This window comes from Nonomuraea glycinis (assembly GCF_014646515.1).
Classification (GTDB): domain Bacteria; phylum Actinomycetota; class Actinomycetes; order Streptosporangiales; family Streptosporangiaceae; genus Nonomuraea; species Nonomuraea glycinis.
The window spans coordinates 1-15,694 of record NZ_BMNK01000023.1 but is presented as its reverse complement, the minus strand read 5'-3'; the positions used below and the strand labels follow the sequence as shown (position 1 = coordinate 15,694).

At 68.9% G+C, this 15,694-nt stretch carries 13 protein-coding genes, 1 tRNA gene and 1 pseudogene; 6 read left to right on the top strand and 9 right to left on the bottom strand.

The window, feature by feature from the left end:
• Positions 1-161 precede the first annotated feature (161 nt).
• The gene (locus IEY87_RS41135) at positions 162-1,955 is read left to right on the top strand and encodes an alkyl/aryl-sulfatase (protein ID WP_189144309.1); all 1,794 of its coding nucleotides are present in this window, start codon (positions 162-164) and stop codon (positions 1,953-1,955) included.
• Here the strand turns inward: IEY87_RS41135 and IEY87_RS41130 are convergent.
• Positions 1,894-2,406 carry a hypothetical protein gene (locus tag IEY87_RS41130; RefSeq protein WP_189144308.1) on the bottom strand — a complete coding sequence of 171 codons (513 nt, stop codon included), beginning with the start codon at positions 2,404-2,406 and terminating at the stop codon, positions 1,894-1,896. The two genes, IEY87_RS41135 and IEY87_RS41130, sit on opposite strands and share 62 nt — an antisense overlap.
• A 29-nt stretch (positions 2,407-2,435) precedes the next feature.
• Positions 2,436-3,845 (bottom strand): purine-cytosine permease family protein, encoded by a 1,410-nt coding sequence (locus IEY87_RS41125; RefSeq protein WP_189144307.1) that lies wholly within the window; start codon positions 3,843-3,845, stop codon positions 2,436-2,438.
• Between the two features lie 433 nt (positions 3,846-4,278).
• Between IEY87_RS41125 and tnpB the strand changes: the two genes are divergently transcribed.
• Complete coding sequence (tnpB, locus tag IEY87_RS41120) at positions 4,279-5,664, top strand: IS607 family element RNA-guided endonuclease TnpB (protein ID WP_189144306.1); 1,386 nt, start codon at positions 4,279-4,281, stop codon at positions 5,662-5,664.
• A gap of 19 nt (positions 5,665-5,683) precedes the next feature.
• Complete coding sequence (locus tag IEY87_RS41115) at positions 5,684-7,156, top strand: MFS transporter (protein WP_225278175.1); 1,473 nt, start codon at positions 5,684-5,686, stop codon at positions 7,154-7,156.
• Between the two features lie 145 nt (positions 7,157-7,301).
• On the opposite strand, the gene IEY87_RS41110 is transcribed toward IEY87_RS41115, so the two are convergent.
• Both IEY87_RS41110 and IEY87_RS41105 read right to left on the bottom strand, forming a co-directional pair.
• Positions 7,302-8,321, bottom strand: coding sequence for an NAD-dependent epimerase/dehydratase family protein (locus tag IEY87_RS41110; RefSeq protein WP_189144305.1), 1,020 nt, complete (start codon positions 8,319-8,321; stop codon positions 7,302-7,304).
• Positions 8,322-8,688: 367 nt separating this feature from the next.
• Positions 8,689-10,470 carry a bifunctional metallophosphatase/5'-nucleotidase gene (locus IEY87_RS41105; protein WP_189144304.1) on the bottom strand — a complete coding sequence of 594 codons (1,782 nt, stop codon included), beginning with the start codon at positions 10,468-10,470 and terminating at the stop codon, positions 8,689-8,691.
• Positions 10,471-10,578: 108 nt separating this feature from the next.
• Between IEY87_RS41105 and mshD the strand changes: the two genes are divergently transcribed.
• The gene (mshD, locus tag IEY87_RS41100) at positions 10,579-11,526 is read left to right on the top strand and encodes a mycothiol synthase (RefSeq protein WP_225278176.1); all 948 of its coding nucleotides are present in this window, start codon (positions 10,579-10,581) and stop codon (positions 11,524-11,526) included.
• On the opposite strand, the gene IEY87_RS41095 is transcribed toward mshD, so the two are convergent.
• From IEY87_RS41095 to dcd, 3 genes are all read right to left on the bottom strand, one after another.
• Entirely contained in the window at positions 11,459-12,463 is a 1,005-nt protein-coding gene (locus tag IEY87_RS41095) for an inorganic phosphate transporter (protein WP_189144302.1), read from the bottom strand. The two genes, mshD and IEY87_RS41095, sit on opposite strands and share 68 nt — an antisense overlap.
• Before the next feature lie 4 nt (positions 12,464-12,467).
• On the bottom strand, positions 12,468-13,085 hold the full coding sequence (locus IEY87_RS41090) for a DUF47 domain-containing protein (RefSeq protein ID WP_049567507.1): 618 nt from the start codon (positions 13,083-13,085) through the stop codon (positions 12,468-12,470).
• A 221-nt stretch (positions 13,086-13,306) separates the two neighbouring features.
• Entirely contained in the window at positions 13,307-13,882 is a 576-nt protein-coding gene (gene dcd / locus IEY87_RS41085; protein WP_189144301.1) for a dCTP deaminase, read from the bottom strand.
• Positions 13,883-13,984: 102 nt separating this feature from the next.
• Between dcd and IEY87_RS41080 the strand changes: the two genes are divergently transcribed.
• Positions 13,985-14,055, top strand: a tRNA-Gly gene (locus tag IEY87_RS41080).
• Positions 14,056-14,148: 93 nt separating this feature from the next.
• Here the strand turns inward: IEY87_RS41080 and IEY87_RS47450 are convergent.
• The gene (locus IEY87_RS47450; RefSeq protein WP_506333379.1) at positions 14,149-14,409 is read right to left on the bottom strand and encodes a tyrosine-type recombinase/integrase; all 261 of its coding nucleotides are present in this window, start codon (positions 14,407-14,409) and stop codon (positions 14,149-14,151) included.
• A gap of 50 nt (positions 14,410-14,459) precedes the next feature.
• A pseudogene (locus IEY87_RS46390) lies at positions 14,460-14,738 on the bottom strand (replication initiator); the annotation flags it as partial.
• 312 nt (positions 14,739-15,050) lie between these two features.
• Between IEY87_RS46390 and IEY87_RS41070 the strand changes: the two are divergent.
• Positions 15,051-15,647: a class I SAM-dependent methyltransferase gene (locus IEY87_RS41070; protein ID WP_189144299.1), complete on the top strand. Its 597-nt coding sequence runs from the start codon at positions 15,051-15,053 to the stop codon at positions 15,645-15,647.
• Positions 15,648-15,694 lie beyond the last annotated feature (47 nt).

Below are 15,694 nucleotides of genomic sequence, written 5' to 3'. Positions count from 1 at the left end.
TCCAGACCGATCAGGACAGCTCAAGCCAATCACACCGCCGACGCCACCCCGCCGCAGCCTCTATGTCTTGATATTTCGGGATATTCGAACTCAACGGAGGTTCATGGTATTTCGTACGTTCATTGACCGTGCCTGTGCCGGTTTCCGGGCATCCCCCTGCCATGGCCGACCTGCCTTTCCACGACCGTGCCGACTTCGACGACGCGGACCGCGGCTTCGTCGCGCCCCTTACCCCCGCAGTGATCAAAAACGCTGACGGCAAGGTCGTCTGGGACGGCGACGCCTACGCCTTCCTGGACCAGGAGTGCCCCGACAGCGCCCACCCCAGTCTCTGGCGGCACGGCCGGCTCTGCGCCAAACAGGGCCTGTACGAGGTCGCCGACGGCATCTACCAGGTCCGCGGCCTCGACCTGTCCAACATGACCCTCGTCGAGGGCGACACCGGCGTCATCGTCGTCGACCCGCTCATCTCCACCGAGTGCGCGGCCGCCGCGCTCACCCTCTACCGCCGCCACCGCGGCCACCGCCCGGTCACCGGCGTCGTCTACACCCACGCCCACGTCGACCACTTCGGCGGCGTACGCGGCGTCACCGGCGGCGGCATCCCCATCCTGGCCCCCGCCGGCTTCCTGGAGCACACCGCCGCGGACACCGTCTACGCCGGCCCGGCCAGGACCCGCCGCTCGCTCTATGTGTACGGCCCCGCCCTGGACAGGTCGCCGGCCGGTCAGCTCGGCGCCGGTCCCGGCCTGGCCGCCTCCATCGGCAGGATCTCCCTCATCCCGCCCACCACGCACATCGAGCGCACCGGCCAGGAGGAGACGGTCGACGGGGTCCGCTTCGCCTTCCAGCTCGGCCCCGGCCCCCCGCCGGGGCTGGTCTTCCTGCTCCCCGACCGCCGCGCCCTCTGCCTGGCCGAGAACGCGGCCCACAGCCAGCACGACCTCCTGGACCTGCGCGGCGCGCACGTCCGTGATCCCCGCCTGTGGACGCGCTGCCTGGCCGAGACCAGCACCCTCTTCGCCGGCCGGGCCGACGTGGCCTTCGCCTCCCACCACTGGCCCACCTGGGGCGCCGAGAACATCGACCGCCTGCTGGCGCAGCAGCGCGACCTGTACGCCTACCTGCACGACCAGACACTGCGCCTGATGAGCAAGGGCCTGACCGGCGCGGAGATCGCCGAGCACATGCAGCTGCCGCCGGCCCTGGAGCAGGTCTGGCACACCCACGGCTACCACGGCTCGACCGGCCACAACGTCAAGGCGATCTACCAGCACTACCTGGGCTGGTACGACGGCAACCCGGCCCACCTGTGGGAGCACCCGCCGAGGCAGAGCGCCCTGCGCTACGTCGAGTGCCTGGGCGGCGGCGCGGCCGTGGTGGCCCTGGCCAAGGGCTACCTCGCGGAGAACGACCTGCGCTTCGCCGCCCAGTTGCTCAACCACGCGGTCTTCGCCGACGAGGGCAACAAGGAGGCCCGCGACCTGCTCGCCGAGGTCTACACCCGGCTGGGGCACGGCGCGGAGAACGCCGCCTGGCGGAACTCGTACCTGATGGGGGCGCTGGAGCTGGACGACGGCATCGTGCCCGCGACCGGCGGGAGCGTGTCGCCGGACCTGGTCGCCGCGCTGAGCGTGAGCCAGATCTTCGACACGATCGCCGTCCGCGTCGACGGGCCCCGGGCCTGGAACGAGAGCCTGTCGATCGACTGGCACCTCACCGACCTGGGGCAGCGCTTCCGTACGACGCTGTCCAACGGCGCGCTCATCCAGCAGGTGGACCCGCCGCCGCGGCCCGTCGACCTGACGCTCAGGCTGACCAAGGCCCAGCTCCTGGCCATGATCATGGGCAGGGAAGTGGACGGGGTGGATCGGGAGGGGGACACGCGGGTGCTCAAACGCCTGGTGGCCGTGCTGGACGCCCCCGTACGCGACTTCGCGATCGTGACCCCGTGACCGGTCCGGCCCACATCACCGTGGCCGCCACCGCCTGCGCCGCCGGCCCGGCCACCAGCGCCGCCGACACCCCGCCCGCGTGCCAGCTCGCCGCCGCGGCGCTCACACAGGTGAGTACGGCCACGCCGTACATCGCCGCCCACAGCGGAAGCACGTACAGCGCGGCCAGCAAGATCGGGAACGCGAGCCAGGTGAACAGCGGCGAGAGCGCGCTGAGGACCGTCCAGAGCAGCGTGACCACCACCAGCCAGGCCCGCTCCCGCGCCCGCCCCCTCAGCCGGCCGGTGAAGGCGGGACCGGCGGCGTAGAGCGCGCCCAGCAGCAGGCCCGCGACGGCCACGGCGGCGCGGCCGTCACGGGCGGCGCCGATCACGGCCACCAGCAGCAGCGCTCCTGACCCGCCGTGGACAGCCCACCACAGCAGCCGGAGCACATCCGGAGAACGAGACATCTCCTACGAAGAGTAACCTCCGGTGACCGTCAGCCACGGGAGCGGCGCGACGCCAAGCCGGAGATCGCGAAGTAGAGCACCCCGGCCAGCACCAGGGCCACGACCACGCCGATGTTGGCCGAGGCGAACGTGCCGGCCTTCAGGTCCTCGCTCATCAGGAACCCGACGACGCGGGCGATGTTCGGGTCGGCGGAGGCGATCAGGCCGACGCCCACGACCGACGCGGTGACCAGCGAGATCAGTCCCGGCACGTTGAGGGCGGGGGCGCCGGGCCGCAGCAGCCGCTCGTCGTAATCGCGGCCGCCGTCGCGCCAGCGCCACATGTCCACCAGGAAGATGGCGACCCACGCGGCCATGACCACGCCGATGATCGCCAGGAACGCCTGGAAGGTGGCCAGGAAGCTGTCCGAGACGAACAGCACGTAATAGCCGGCGAGCACCATGAGCGCGCCGTCGATGAGCACCGCGTAGTGCCGCCTGACCGGCACGCCCAGCGCCAGCATGGACAGCCCCGAGGAGTAGATGTCCATGATGGCCCCGGCCAGGAACCCGCCGATGGCGGTCAGCAGGTAGGGCAGCAGGAACCAGGTCGGCAACGCCCCCGCCAGCGCCCCGACCGGGTCGGCCGCGGCGGCGTCGGCCAACTGGGGGTCGCCGCCCGCGAGCAGCACGCCGAAGACCAGCAGCAGCATGGGCGGCACCGCGCCGCCGAGCATGGTCCACGTGGCCACCCTGGAGGGCCGGGAGCTCGTGGGCAGATAGCGGGAGTAGTCGGCGCCGCAGTTGACCCAGCCGAGGCCGAGCAGCGTCATCGCGAAGATCACCCCGCCCACCCAGCCGCCGAAGCCCGCGGTCGTCTCCAGCGACGTGCCGAGCCTGGGCGCCATCAGCACCATGTAGACGACGGTCAGCACGATGAAGGCGTACGTCAGATACTTCTGCACCGCCATGATCATCGCGTGCCCGTACACCCCGACCACGATCGTGACCAGCGCGGCGACGACGAAGCAGCCGGCCGTGGCGGTCGCGGTCGGAATGCCGGGCGCGACGCGCCCCAGAATGGCCGCCCCACCCTGCGCCGACAGCGTGACGAGCACCGTCTCCCAGCCCACATTGGAGATGTACGACAACGCGGCCGGCAGCTTGTTGCCCTGATAGCCGAACGGCGCCCGGCCCAGCGTCATCGTCGGCACCCCGGACCGCGCGCCCGCGATCGCGACCAGCCCCACCAGCCCGAACGAGAGCGCGTAGCCGATCGCCCCGGTGATGATCGCCGGGAAGACGCCCAGGCCCAGGCCCACGATGTAGACCCCGAACGCCACCCCGAACAGCGACAGGTTGGACCCGGCCCAGGGCCAGAAAAGGCCGGACGGCCTGCCGCGCCGCTCCGACTCGGGGACCTTGTTGATGCCGTTCTGCTCGACCGTCATCGTGCCCATGATCGGACGCTACACCGCGAGTGCGCGCCGGTTAATCCCCACCGGCCTACAGCAAAGACATCATTGTCAGCGAACGACGATAATTCGTGATGCCTGGGGAATCATGCTCGGGCTGTGGTCGCCCGTACGGCCCCAACTTCCGTGGGGGTTGGTAACCGCTGTGGTTCGTATCAGTGTTCGTCAGTCCTCATCTGGTTTCTCTAGCGCGATCGCGGTCTGTCACGTGGTGATCGGGGGGTGGCTCGGTGGCCTGCGCGCTGGTGGACGGCATGATGAAGCGCTGTAGGGGCCTGCGGCTTCGCGCCGCGTCTGCCCGGCGCAGTCCGCCCCACCTCTCGCCGTCACGATGAGCATGCAAATAATTACTCAACGTACGGTCATGCTGGTAGAGTCGTTCGCACAAGCTCTCGAATATGTGAGAGAGGATGGCGTCGTGCGGGTCGTGCAGGCCTACCGTTTCGCGTTGGATCCCACGCCACGTCAAGTTGCTGTGCTGGCGTCGCATTGCGGGGCGGTGCGGGTGGCGTTCAACTGGGGTCTGGCGCAGGTGAAGGCGAATCTGGCGCAGCGGGAGGCCGAGCGCTCCTACGGCATCCCCGAGGATCAGCTCACCCCGGCCCTGTCCTGGTCGATGTACGGCCTGCGCAAGCGCTGGAATCAGGTCAAGGACGAGGTGGCGCCGTGGTGGGCGGGCAACTCTAAGGAGGCTTACGCCTGCGGCCTCGCTCGCCTCACCGACGCGCTGTCCAACTGGCGCGACTCCAAGAGCGGTAAGCGTAAGGGCCCGAAGGTGGGGTTTCCCCGGTTCAAGACCAAACGCCGCGCGGCCCGGTCGGTGCGCTTCACCACCGGCACGATCCGGCTGGACGGCCACAGCCATGTGGTGCTGCCGGTGCTGGGCCGGATCAAAACGCACGAACCGGTCACTGAACTCGCCCGCCTCCTCACCGACGGCGGGGCGCGGATCGCGTCGGCGACCGTCCGCTGGCAGGAGGGCCGCTGGCACGTCAGCTTCACCGTGCACACCGAACGGGCTGTGGCAACGCCTGCGCGGCCGGACGCGGTGCTCGGCGTGGACCTCGGCATCAAAACCCTGGCGGTCTTCTCCGACGGACGCCCGCCGGTCCCCAACCCCCGCCACCTCAATAACGCCATGCGTAAGCTGCGCCGCCTGTCGCGGGCGGTCTCCCGCAAGCGCGGCCCGGACCGCCGCACCCGGCAACAACCCTCGCAGCGATGGCAGCGCGCCAACGCCGCCCGCAACCGGGCGGAGTATCGGGTGGCGGCGCTGCGCCGCGACGGCATCCACCAGTTGACCACCAGCCTGGCCCGCACCTACGGCACCATCGTGGTCGAAGACCTCAACGTGGCCGGGATGATCCGCAACCGGCGACTGGCCCGCGCCCTCTCCGACGCCGGCTTCGGGGAGATCCGCCGCCAGCTCACCTACAAGACCGGCTGGAACGGCGGCCGACTGCTGGTGGCGAGCCGCTGGTTCCCCTCCTCCAAGACCTGCTCATCCTGCCAGGCGGTGAAAACCAAACTGCCGCTGCGGGTGCGCACCTACGTCTGCGACGGGTGCGGCCTGTCGATGGATCGTGACGAGAACGCCGCGCCCAACCTCGCCGCTTTGGTGGAGCGTACGGTCGCCGGGAGTGGCCCGGAGACCCGAAACGGACGTGGAGCCGACCATAAGACCCCGCCCGGCGGGGCAGGTGGCCATGAAACGTCAACCCCGCACCGGACACCCACTGCCCGGATCAGACGAGGACCTTCGCCCACACCGGGCGAATCACTGAAAATCCTTGAAACTCAGTGAACGGTAGGTGTGATCGTTCGTGGTACGTGACGCCCGCCGGCAAGCGCTGGCCGTCTGCCTGGTGGCGGCGTTCATGTCGGGCCTGGACGTGAGCATCGTGAACGTGGCCCTGCCCTCGATCAAGGAGGGTTTGAACGCCTCCGAGGCCGGCCTGCAGTGGACCGTGTCCGGCTACGCGCTGACGTTCGGCCTGCTGCTGGTGCCCGCGGGGCGACTGGGTGACGCGCGCAGCCGCCGGACGGTCTTCATCTGGGGAGCCGGTCTCTTCACCCTGGCCAGCGCGGCGTGCGGCCTCGCGCACAGCATGCCCATGCTGATCGCCTCCCGGCTGGTGCAGGGGCTGGCGGCGGGGGTGCTCAATCCGCAGGTGTCGGGGCTGATCCAGCAGATGTTCCGCGGCGCCGAGCGGGGCCGGGCCTTCGGCGCCCTCGGCGCCACCATCGGGGTGTCCACCGCGGCGGGCCCCCTGATCGGCGGCGCACTGGTCACGGCGTTCGGCAGCGATCACGGATGGCGATGGGTCTTCCTGGTGAACGTCCCCATCGGCCTCATCATGCTCCCCCTGGCCCACCGCCTCCTACCACCCCCCGAGCGCCCCCTTCCCGACCCGCCCCTTCCCGACCGGTCTCCTCCCGACCCGCCCCCTCCCGACCGGTCTCCTTCCGGGCGGCGCTCGGGCGGGCGGCGCGAGAGCGTGGATCCCGTCGGGGTGCTGCTGCTCGGCCTTGGAGTAGCCCTGCTGCTCCTGCCCGTCATCCAGCAACACCAGTGGAAGGGCGAGGCCAAGTGGCTGCTCATCCCGGCCGCCCTGCTCGTCCTGGCCGGCTTCATCGTCTGGGAGCGGCGCTATCCCAGGGAGCCGCTGATCGACCTGGCCCTGTTCGCCAAGCGCTCCTACAGCGTCGGCCTGACCATCGCGCTGTTCTACTTCGCCGGCTTCACCGGCATCTTCTTCATCTTCACCCTGTACCTGCAGAGCGGCCTGAGCTACACCCCGCTGATGGCCGGGCTGGCGATCACCCCGTTCGCGCTCGGCTCAGCCTCGGCAGCCGTGGTCGGTGGCCGGCTGGTGACCCGGGCGGGACGGCGTGTGGTGGCCACCGGCCTGACCGCGGTGATCGTCGGCCTGGCCGCGACCATGGCCGCCACCCTCTTGGTGCCCGGCCCGGCCGTGGCCCTGGCGACCGCGCTGCCGCTGCTGGTGGCGGGCCTGGGCAGCGGCCTGGTCATCTCACCCAACCAGGCGATCACCCTGTCCGAGGTCCCACCCGAGGGCGGCGGCAGCGCGGCGGGGGTGCTGCAGACCGGCCAGCGCCTCGGCTCCGCCATCGGCATCGCCGCCGCCGGCTCGGTCTTCTTCGGCTCCCTGCCCGAGGGCTGGCCGACCGCCTTCAGACACGGCCTCCTGGTGGTGGTCCTGTGCGTCACCATCGCCCTCACCGCCGCCCTGTACGACCTGATCCGCACCCGCACCACCACCGACCAGCCCTGAAGCAACCCGCCGACGGTGGCGTCGGTCAGCGCCGAGCGGTCCTGAACCAGACTCCAGCGGTGGCGTTGGTCAGTGCCGAGCGGTCCTGAACCAGACTCCAGCGGTGGCGTTGGTCAGTGCCGAGCGGTCCTGCACCGATCCGCCGTCAGTCGGTGTCGAACAGTGTTTCCCGGCGGTGGATTCGGTCCATGCCGAGCAGCTCTGCCTCCACGGCGGGATCCAATCCCACAGCAGGGCGGTCGGCGCGCATGGGAGCCTGGCCGCCGATGCCGCGCAGCCATTCCCAGGTGTCCGCCACCGTCTCCTCGACCGGACGGCACCGCAGCCCGGCCGCCACGACCTTGGACGTGTCGCCGCCGTGCATGAAGCCATGGTCCTCGCCCACCAGCCAGATCGGCAAGTCGGTCCACGGCCGTACCCCTGCGGCGAGGATCGCCTCGAAGTCCGTCCACCGCAACTCGGCGTCCGAGCCGGTCACCTTGACGCAGGCCTCCAGCAGCCGTCCCATCGTGGTGAACCCAGGCGGGCTCACCACGTCGTAGGCCCCGCCCAGCCCACGCCCCGCCGCGTCCAGACACCACAGGGCCAGGTCGCGCGCGTCGACGTACTGCAGCCCGAGCTCCGCGGGCTCGGGCGCCAGCACCGGCCCGCCCCGCGCGATCCTGGACAGCCACCACGGCAGCCGCCCGATGTTCTCGTAAGGTCCGAGGATCAGCCCGGCCCGCGCGAGCAGCGCCCGATCCCCGAACGCCGCCGTGGCGGCCAGCTCCGCGCCGGCCTTCATCTCGGCGTAGCCGCCCTCACCGTCATCGGCCGACGCCGCCACGACCGGGGCGCTCTCGTCCGCCCCGTAAGAGACCGGCTGGGCGTAGACCGAGCGGCTGGACACGTACACGTAGTGCCCCGCCCGCCCGGCCAGCAGCGAGGCGGCGTCCCGGACCGCGGACGGCGCCCATGACCAGGTGTCGATCACCACGTCCCACTCGCCCCGCTCCAGCGCCACCAGCCCGCCGGCCGCCGACCGGTCTCCCCGCAGCCCGGTCACCCCGGCGGGGGGCTGGTGCGTGCCCCGGTTGAACACCGTCACGTCATGCCCGCCGGCCAGCGCCTCCTCGACGAAGGCTCGCCCGACGAACTCGGTCCCACCCAGCACCAATACCTTCATCCGTCCACTGTGCCCGCAGGCCCCAAGCCCCGGAACCCGTCCAAGCCGACAGCGGAATCGCCCACAGCGGAACCCTCAACCGGGTGACGGCCGCCGGCCCTGTGGCGGCCAGAGGCGTCCCCCCTGGAGGCCATCAGCCCTGTGCGGCGGGTGGGTATCACTCGGCTTAGCCGTACAAGTCCCCTTTTTCGGAAAAAAGGGGACTGATGGGCTGATCGGGGGGCAGTGGCGGGAGTGGATGCGGTGGTGGGACGGACGTCATGGCGGAAAGGGGCCGTTAGGACGAGCGCTCTCAGCAGCGTCGGTAGGGGACAGAAGAGGCCCGCTTCTCAGGTGCGTGAGAAGCGGGCCTTTTCGATGTGAGCGGTCAGCCGGTCACGGTGATGCGGCCGGTGGCGGGCGGGGCGATCGGGTTGGCCCTGCCGAGGTGCTCGACGAAGGCGTCGATGTCGAGGGGGCCGCTCCACAGCTCCGTGCCCTCGGTGAAGGCCTGGAAGGCGTCGCCGCCGCCGACCAGGAAGTTGTTCGCGGCGACCCGGATGGTCTGGGTGTCCGTCACGGGCGCGCCGTCGATCTGGATGGCGGAGACCTTGCCGCCCCAGGCGGCGCTCTGGCTGTAGGTGTAGGTCAGGTTCGCCGAGGGCTGGAGGATCTTGGTGAACGCCTGGTTGTTGGGCCCGCCGGTGAACTGCTGCTCCAGCACCGTCTTCAACTGGGCGCCGGTCAGCGTGACGACCTGCATAAGATTGTTGAACGGCTGGACGGCGAACGCCTCTCCATAGGTGACCACGCCGTCGCCCTCACCGGCCGGGGAGCCGGCGTAGGTGAGTGGGGCGCGGACGCCGCCGGGGTTCATCAGCGCGATCTGCGCGTTGCCGCCGGTCTGGGTGGCCGCGAGCTGGGCGTCGGCGATGAGGTTGCCGAGCGGCGACTCACCGGACGGGACGGCCGTGTTGGTGATGTCGGCGGTGATCGTACCGACGGCCCGGTTGGCGACCGGGGCGACGCGGTCCTTCCACGTCTGCACGAAAGTGGAAATCTGGGGATCCGGGGTGATGGTGCGGGTCACGAGGTGGTTGTCCGCCACGACCGAGGCGCGGTCGATGTCCAGGGTCCTGCGGTCCACCTTGAGGTCCACCGAGGTGATGACGCGGCCGAACGAGCCGCCCTGCGAGTAGAGGCGGTTGCGGCCGGCGGGGTCCTTGACCGTGCACAGGTACGCCTGGTGCGAGTGCCCGCTGAGCACCATGTCGACCTCGGCGTCTACCTGCGTGGCGATCCGGCTGCCGGCGCCGGGGACGACGCTGCAGGCGTCGGGGGACTGCCCCGCGGCTACCTGGTCGCCCTCGTGCACCAGGACCACCTGAGCCCGTACGCCCAGCAGCTTGAGCAGCTTGGACGCCACGTTCGTGGCCTTGACCTCGTCGACGAACTTGAGATCCTTGATGCCCTCGGCGGTGACGATGTTCGGCGTGGTCTGGGTGACGATGCCGATGAAGCCGATCGGCACGCCGTTCATCCACTTGACGCTCACCGGCGGCAGCGCGGGCACGCCCCAGTCGGCCAGCAGCTTCTTGACCTGGCCGGGGTGGCCGAGCCCGGCGAGCGCGTCGCTCTTCGCGTGGCGGCTCTTGAACAGGACGTTGGCGCCCACGTAGTCGAACGCCGCCCCCTTCCACCGGCCGGCGGGCGAGCAGCCGTCCACCGGGTGGCAGCCGCCGTTCATGATCCGCTTGAGCTCGGTGTATCCCTCGTCGAACTCGTGGTTGCCGACCGCCGCCACCTTCAGCCCGAGCTTGCCCATGAACTCGACGGACGGCTCGTCGTGGTAGGCGGCGGAGACGAGGGGGGTGGCGCCGATGAGGTCGCCCTGAGCCACCGCGATCGTGTTCCGGTCGGCCAGCGCCTTCATGTGGGCGGCGAGGTAGACCGCGCCGCCGGCGTCGACGGTCTGGCCGTTCTCGTCGATCACCCGGCCGGAGGACCCGGTCGGTGGTTCGAGGTGGCCGTGGAAGTCATTGAGAGCCAGCAGCCGGACGGGCACGGTCCGGGGAGCCTTGCTCGCGTCCGCCGGGAGACCGGCGAGCAGGAGTGCGCCAGTGGCGACGGCGCCGGCCAGCGTGAACCGGAGGAGGGAACGGGACGTCATGGCCCAAGACGTTACGACGGGAACCCGTGCAGCCCATGTCGCAAAGGTAACGATTCAGGAGGCCACCGCATGGCGCTATTTGCCAGTGGTACGCCTAGAGTTCGATCTGTGAGTGCGCACGTGAAGATCACAGAGAAGCTGGACGACCAGGAGAAGGACGGCGTGCTGGCCGTCGTCGAAGCGGCGACGGAGGCCGACGGTGTCCGGCCGCTCAGCGAGCACGCGCTGCTGCATCTGCGCTACGGCGGCGACCCGCGCGCCCGCTCCCTGCTGGTCCTGGAGCAGGACACCCCGGTCGGCTACGCCCACCTGGACCCCCCGGACGACGCCGAGGGCCCCAGCGGCGAGCTGGTCATCCACCCGGCACACCGCCGCAGCGGCCACGGCACGCGACTCCTGCGCTCGACGCTCGACCTGGCGGGCGGCCGCCTGCGGGTGTGGGCGCACGGCGACCACCCCGCCGCCGCCGCGCTGGCCGCCTCGTTCGACTTCGAGCGGGCGCGCTCCCTCTGGCAGATGCGCCGCTCACTGTCCGACCCCCTGCCCGCCTACCACCTGCCGGAAGGGGTACGCCTGCGTACGTTCGTGCCCGGTCAGGACGAGGAGGCGTGGCTCACGGTCAACGCCGCGGCCTTCGCCCACCATCCCGAGCAGGGCGCCTGGACGAGGGACGACCTGATGGTGCGTGAGCGGGAGTCGTGGTTCGACCCGGAGGGCTTCTTCCTGGCCGTCCGGGACGACAGGCTCGCCGGCTTCCACTGGACGAAGGTCGACGACTCCGGCTTGGGCGAGGTCTACGTCGTCGGCGTCGACCCCGCCGAGCAGGGCACCGGCCTCGGCCGGGCGCTCACCGTCGCCGGCCTGACCCACCTGCGCTCGCGCGGCCTCGCCCAGGTGATGCTCTACGTGGACGAGGCGAATCCGGCGGCGATCAGACTGTACGAGTCCCTCGGCTTCACCCGGTGGGACGTCGACGTCATGTACGCCGCTACTCCACGATCCAGTGCAGGACGTAGTACGACACCGCCGCCACCAGAGCGGCAGCCGGGATCGTAAGGACCCAGGCGGTCACGATGTTGCCGGCCACGCCCCACCGCACCGCGGACAGCCGCTTGGTGGAGCCCACGCCCATGATCGCCGAGGTGATCGTGTGCGTGGTGGAGATCGGGGCCCCGAATCCGATGGCCGCGCCGTACAGGACCGTCGCCGCGGCGGCTTCGGCCGCGAAGCCCTGCGGCGGGTCCAGCGCGATGATGCGGCGGCCCAGCGTCCGCATGATGCGCCAGCCACCGGCGTAGGTGCCGAGGGAGATGGCGCCCGCGGCGGCCAGGATCACCCACTGCGGGATCGGATCGGTCGGCGACGCGTAGCCGCCCACCAGCAGCGCCAGGAAGATCACACCCATGGTCTTCTGCGCGTCCTGCAGGCCGTGGCCGAGCGCCATCGCGGCGGCCGAGACCGTCTGTGCGTAGCGGAAGCCCCGGTTGGTCTTACCGGGCTGCGCGTGCCGGAAGATCCAGTAGATGGCGATCATGATCGAGGCCGCCAGGGTGAAGCCCACCAGCGGAGAAATGATCATGGGGATGACCACCTTCTCCACCACGCCGTCCCAGTGCACGAGGCTGGCCGAGGCCAGCGCCGAGCCGATGAGACCGCCGATCAGCGCGTGGCTGGAGGACGAGGGCAGGCCGAAGTACCAGGTGATGAGGTTCCAGACGATGGCGCCGATGAGCGCCGACGCCACGATCACCAGGCCGTGGGAGCCTTTGGGCGCGTCGATGATCCCGCTGCCCACGGTCTGCGCGACCTGGGTGCCCAGGTGGGCGCCGATGAAGTTCATCGCCGCCGCCATGAACAGGGCGGCCCGGGGCGTGAGAGCGCGAGTGGAGACGGAGGTCGCGATGGCGTTCGCCGCGTCGTGAAAGCCATTGGTGTAGTCGAAGACCAGTGCCACGACGACCACGCCGATGACAAGGGCGAGCGTGAGGTCCACTGAGTTAGCTTTCCTTGACCGCGATTGACTCGACGGTGTTCGCCACATGCTCGAAGGCGTCGGCGGCCTCTTCGAGGGCGTCGATGACTTCCTTCATCTTCATGACCGTGAGCGCGTCGTACTCACCGCTGAACAGCTTGGCCAGCAGCCGCCGGTAGACCTGGTCGCCCTGGTTCTCCAGGCGGTTGACCTCGATCCAGTACTCGTTGAGGTTCTTCATCGAGCGCAGCCGGGGCATGGCCTCCGCGGTCAGCTCAGCGGCCCGCTCCAGCACCTCGACCTGCCGGACGACATCTTTGGGGAGATGGTCGATCTGGTAGAGCACGATGAGATCCGACGCCGCTTCCATGGCGTCCATCACGTCGTCGAGGTTCGAAGCGAGGCGGTAGATGTCCTCGCGGTCGAAGGGGGTGATGAAGCTCTCGTTGAGCCGGTTCATGATCGCATGAGTGCGTTCGTCCCCGGCGTGCTCACAGGCGCGCATCTTCTCGGCCAGGGCCTCACGGTCCGAGCCGTCGCTGATGATCTCCACGAGCAGTCGTGATGCGGTGACCAGGTTGTTCGCCGAATCGGCGAACAGGTCATAGTAACTGTCCTCACGCGGCGTGAGACGCAGGCGCACGTCGTTCTCCAGATGTGCGGGGATGGTCCGTGGAAGAGAGTACGGGTTACCAGGCGAAATGCGAACTTCATGTCCTCATCTCCTGGTCGCTACCCCCCGGTATGCCTTACGACACCGTCGTCAGGTTACTCGGGGCTGCACCTCACAACGCAGGCGGGGGACTTCTACCCCATCTTGATGACATCCCCCCTCGACCACCACCCCTTTCGGCCGCCTACACTTCAGATTTTGGTCCGATGGAAGTTACGAAACGATCGCGAAGGCGTGGGCCCACGCTGTCCCTGGTAGCGGGACCCGTACTTCTCCGACCCGTACGGGAACTCCGACGGCGAACTGAGCCGGAACACGCACAACTGCCCGATCTTCATCCCCGGCCAGAGCTTGATCGGCAACGTCGCGACGTTGGACAACTCAAGCGTCACGTGACCACTGAACCCGGGATCGATGAAACCGGCCGTCGAATGCGTCAGCAGACCGAGCCGGCCCAGCGAGCTCTTGCCCTCCAGCCTGGAGGCCAGATCGTCCGGCAGCGAGACGACCTCGTACGTGGAAGCCAGCACGAACTCACCCGGATGCAGGATGAACGGCTCGTCCCCGTCAGGCTCGACCAGCCGGGTCAGATCAGGCTGCTCCACGGCCGGGTCGATGTGTGGGTACCTGTGGTTCTCGAACACACGGAAGAACCTGTCGAGGCGGACATCGATGCTGGACGGCTGGATCATCTCCCTGTCGAACGGGTCCAGCGCCAGCCGGCCGGAGTCGATCTCGGCGACGATGTCGCGGTCAGATAGCAGCACGATGAGCAACTTACCGTGTGACCGGTTCGGCGGGCGTGGGCGCTTTGGCTTGGTGAAGTGGTGGTGGTTTCCGCTACAGTAGAGGCGCGGCTCTGGTCGCATGCGGGTGTAGTTCAATGGCAGAACTTCAGCTTCCCAAGCTGATAGCGCGGGTTCGATTCCCGTCGCCCGCTCTGATAGCGAAAAGCCAGGTCAGGGATGGTTTCCCGACCTGGCTTTGATCGTTTACGGACCTGTTGTCGATCTTCCGTGCAATTAGCGTGCAATTAGCCCACGGGAGCCAGCGCGCCCGCCGGGCCGTCGTCGTCGCCCTCGTCGCGCTTCTTGAGCTGCTGATCGATAGCGTCCGTGATCAGCTTGTCGGCCCCTCTTACGGCGTGCTGGTAGATCATGGCTGCTCTGACGTTGTCGTGACCCATGTGCGCCATTAGATCCTTGAGGCCGGCTCCCGACGCTGCGGCCAGCATGTTCCCTGTGTGACGGAGGTCATGGAAATGCAGCCCGGACAGCCCCATGTCCTTGACCACGTCCACCCAGCGCGTACGGGTGTTGAAGCCGCTCCGGCGGATAGGGCGGGTTTCCAGATGTAGCGGTGTGGGTCGGTGGGCTGGTCGCTCTGGCCGAGGGCTTCCATGACCCAGGTACGGCGGTCCTGCTTGTGTTCGGCCAGGGTCTTGTTCGACCACTTGCGGGAGACCAGGACGCGGCGACCGGCGTAGCCGAGGTGGTCGGGTTTGTGTGCCTTGCCGTGGCAGTGGCCGGGAGTCATGCCCGGCTTGGCGCCCTTGGGCTGGACGCCGTAGCGCAGCCAGTTCGGGCAGCCGGGTGAGCAGGGTTCGAAGCGGAGTGATTTTACGCCGCTTGCGAACCTGCCCAAGCTCCGCACAGTATTCGGTCGTCGTGATCTGCATAGTTCACCGACTGCTTCACAAGCATAAGAATTCAGGCGACACGATCTCCAGAGTCACCGATACAGCAGTCGCGGGCACTGCCGAATAGTTCTTGTAGGTATTCAAGGCGGCGGCTGCGCCGCCGCAGCCCGCGCGGCCCTCCCCGCGCGAGCTGCGGCCTGGGGGCCGGTCTCGCGCGGGGAACCGCGCGGGCCAGGTCAGCCAGACCATTGAATAATCTAGTAGCCGGCACCCCTGGACTTTATTAGCGTGACTAGGTGCTCAGCTATAACGATCTTGTCGAACAAGCCCTGCACGCATCCCTGCGCGGATGGGACTTTAGCTGGCTACGTGACCGAACGAGTGGCGGGAACCCATCATGGCGATACACCGAGCGGGCCTCAGCGCTTCTCTCAGCGGCACCGCGACTGCTCGACCTAGACACCGGCGGCGGCGAAGTTCTGGCCTCCCTTGCTCCACTGCCTCGTCACACTGTCGCAATGGAAGCGTGGCACCCAAACATCCCCATCGCCGCCAAGCGGCTTCGACCACTTAATGCCACTGTGCTGGGCGGTACGGCGGATGCCATCCCCGTGAGCGAAGCCACTTTCGATCTCGTGCTCAACAGGCACGGCGCGTTGAACGCTGCCGAGATCGCCCGAGTTCTCACCCCCGGCGGCCGACTGCTCACCCAGCAGGTCGGCACCCGCAATGATTCGGAGCTGAACATCGCCCTTGGCGCACCTGTCCCCGATCCAGAGGCATGGACGCTGGCGGCCGCGGTGGATCGCCTTCGCCGCTGCGGGTTTCGTGTCCTGGATGCTCGCGAAGAGATGATCGACTATGTCTTCCATGACATTGAGGTGCCACGGTGATTCCGGACAGCCGTCTTATGGGCGTAGCCTATGCGGCTGCTTGGGAC

Excerpts from the sequence above, each read along its gene's own strand:
- IEY87_RS41135 (WP_189144309.1), top strand. The coding sequence starts at position 162 with ATGGCCGACCTGCCTTTCCACGACCGTGCCGACTTCGACGACGCGGAC.
- IEY87_RS41130 (WP_189144308.1), bottom strand. The coding sequence starts at position 2,406 with ATGTCTCGTTCTCCGGATGTGCTCCGGCTGCTGTGGTGGGCTGTCCAC.
- IEY87_RS41105 (WP_189144304.1), bottom strand. The coding sequence starts at position 10,470 with ATGACGTCCCGTTCCCTCCTCCGGTTCACGCTGGCCGGCGCCGTCGCC.
- IEY87_RS41110 (WP_189144305.1), bottom strand. The coding sequence starts at position 8,321 with ATGAAGGTATTGGTGCTGGGTGGGACCGAGTTCGTCGGGCGAGCCTTC.
- IEY87_RS41125 (WP_189144307.1), bottom strand. The coding sequence starts at position 3,845 with ATGGGCACGATGACGGTCGAGCAGAACGGCATCAACAAGGTCCCCGAG.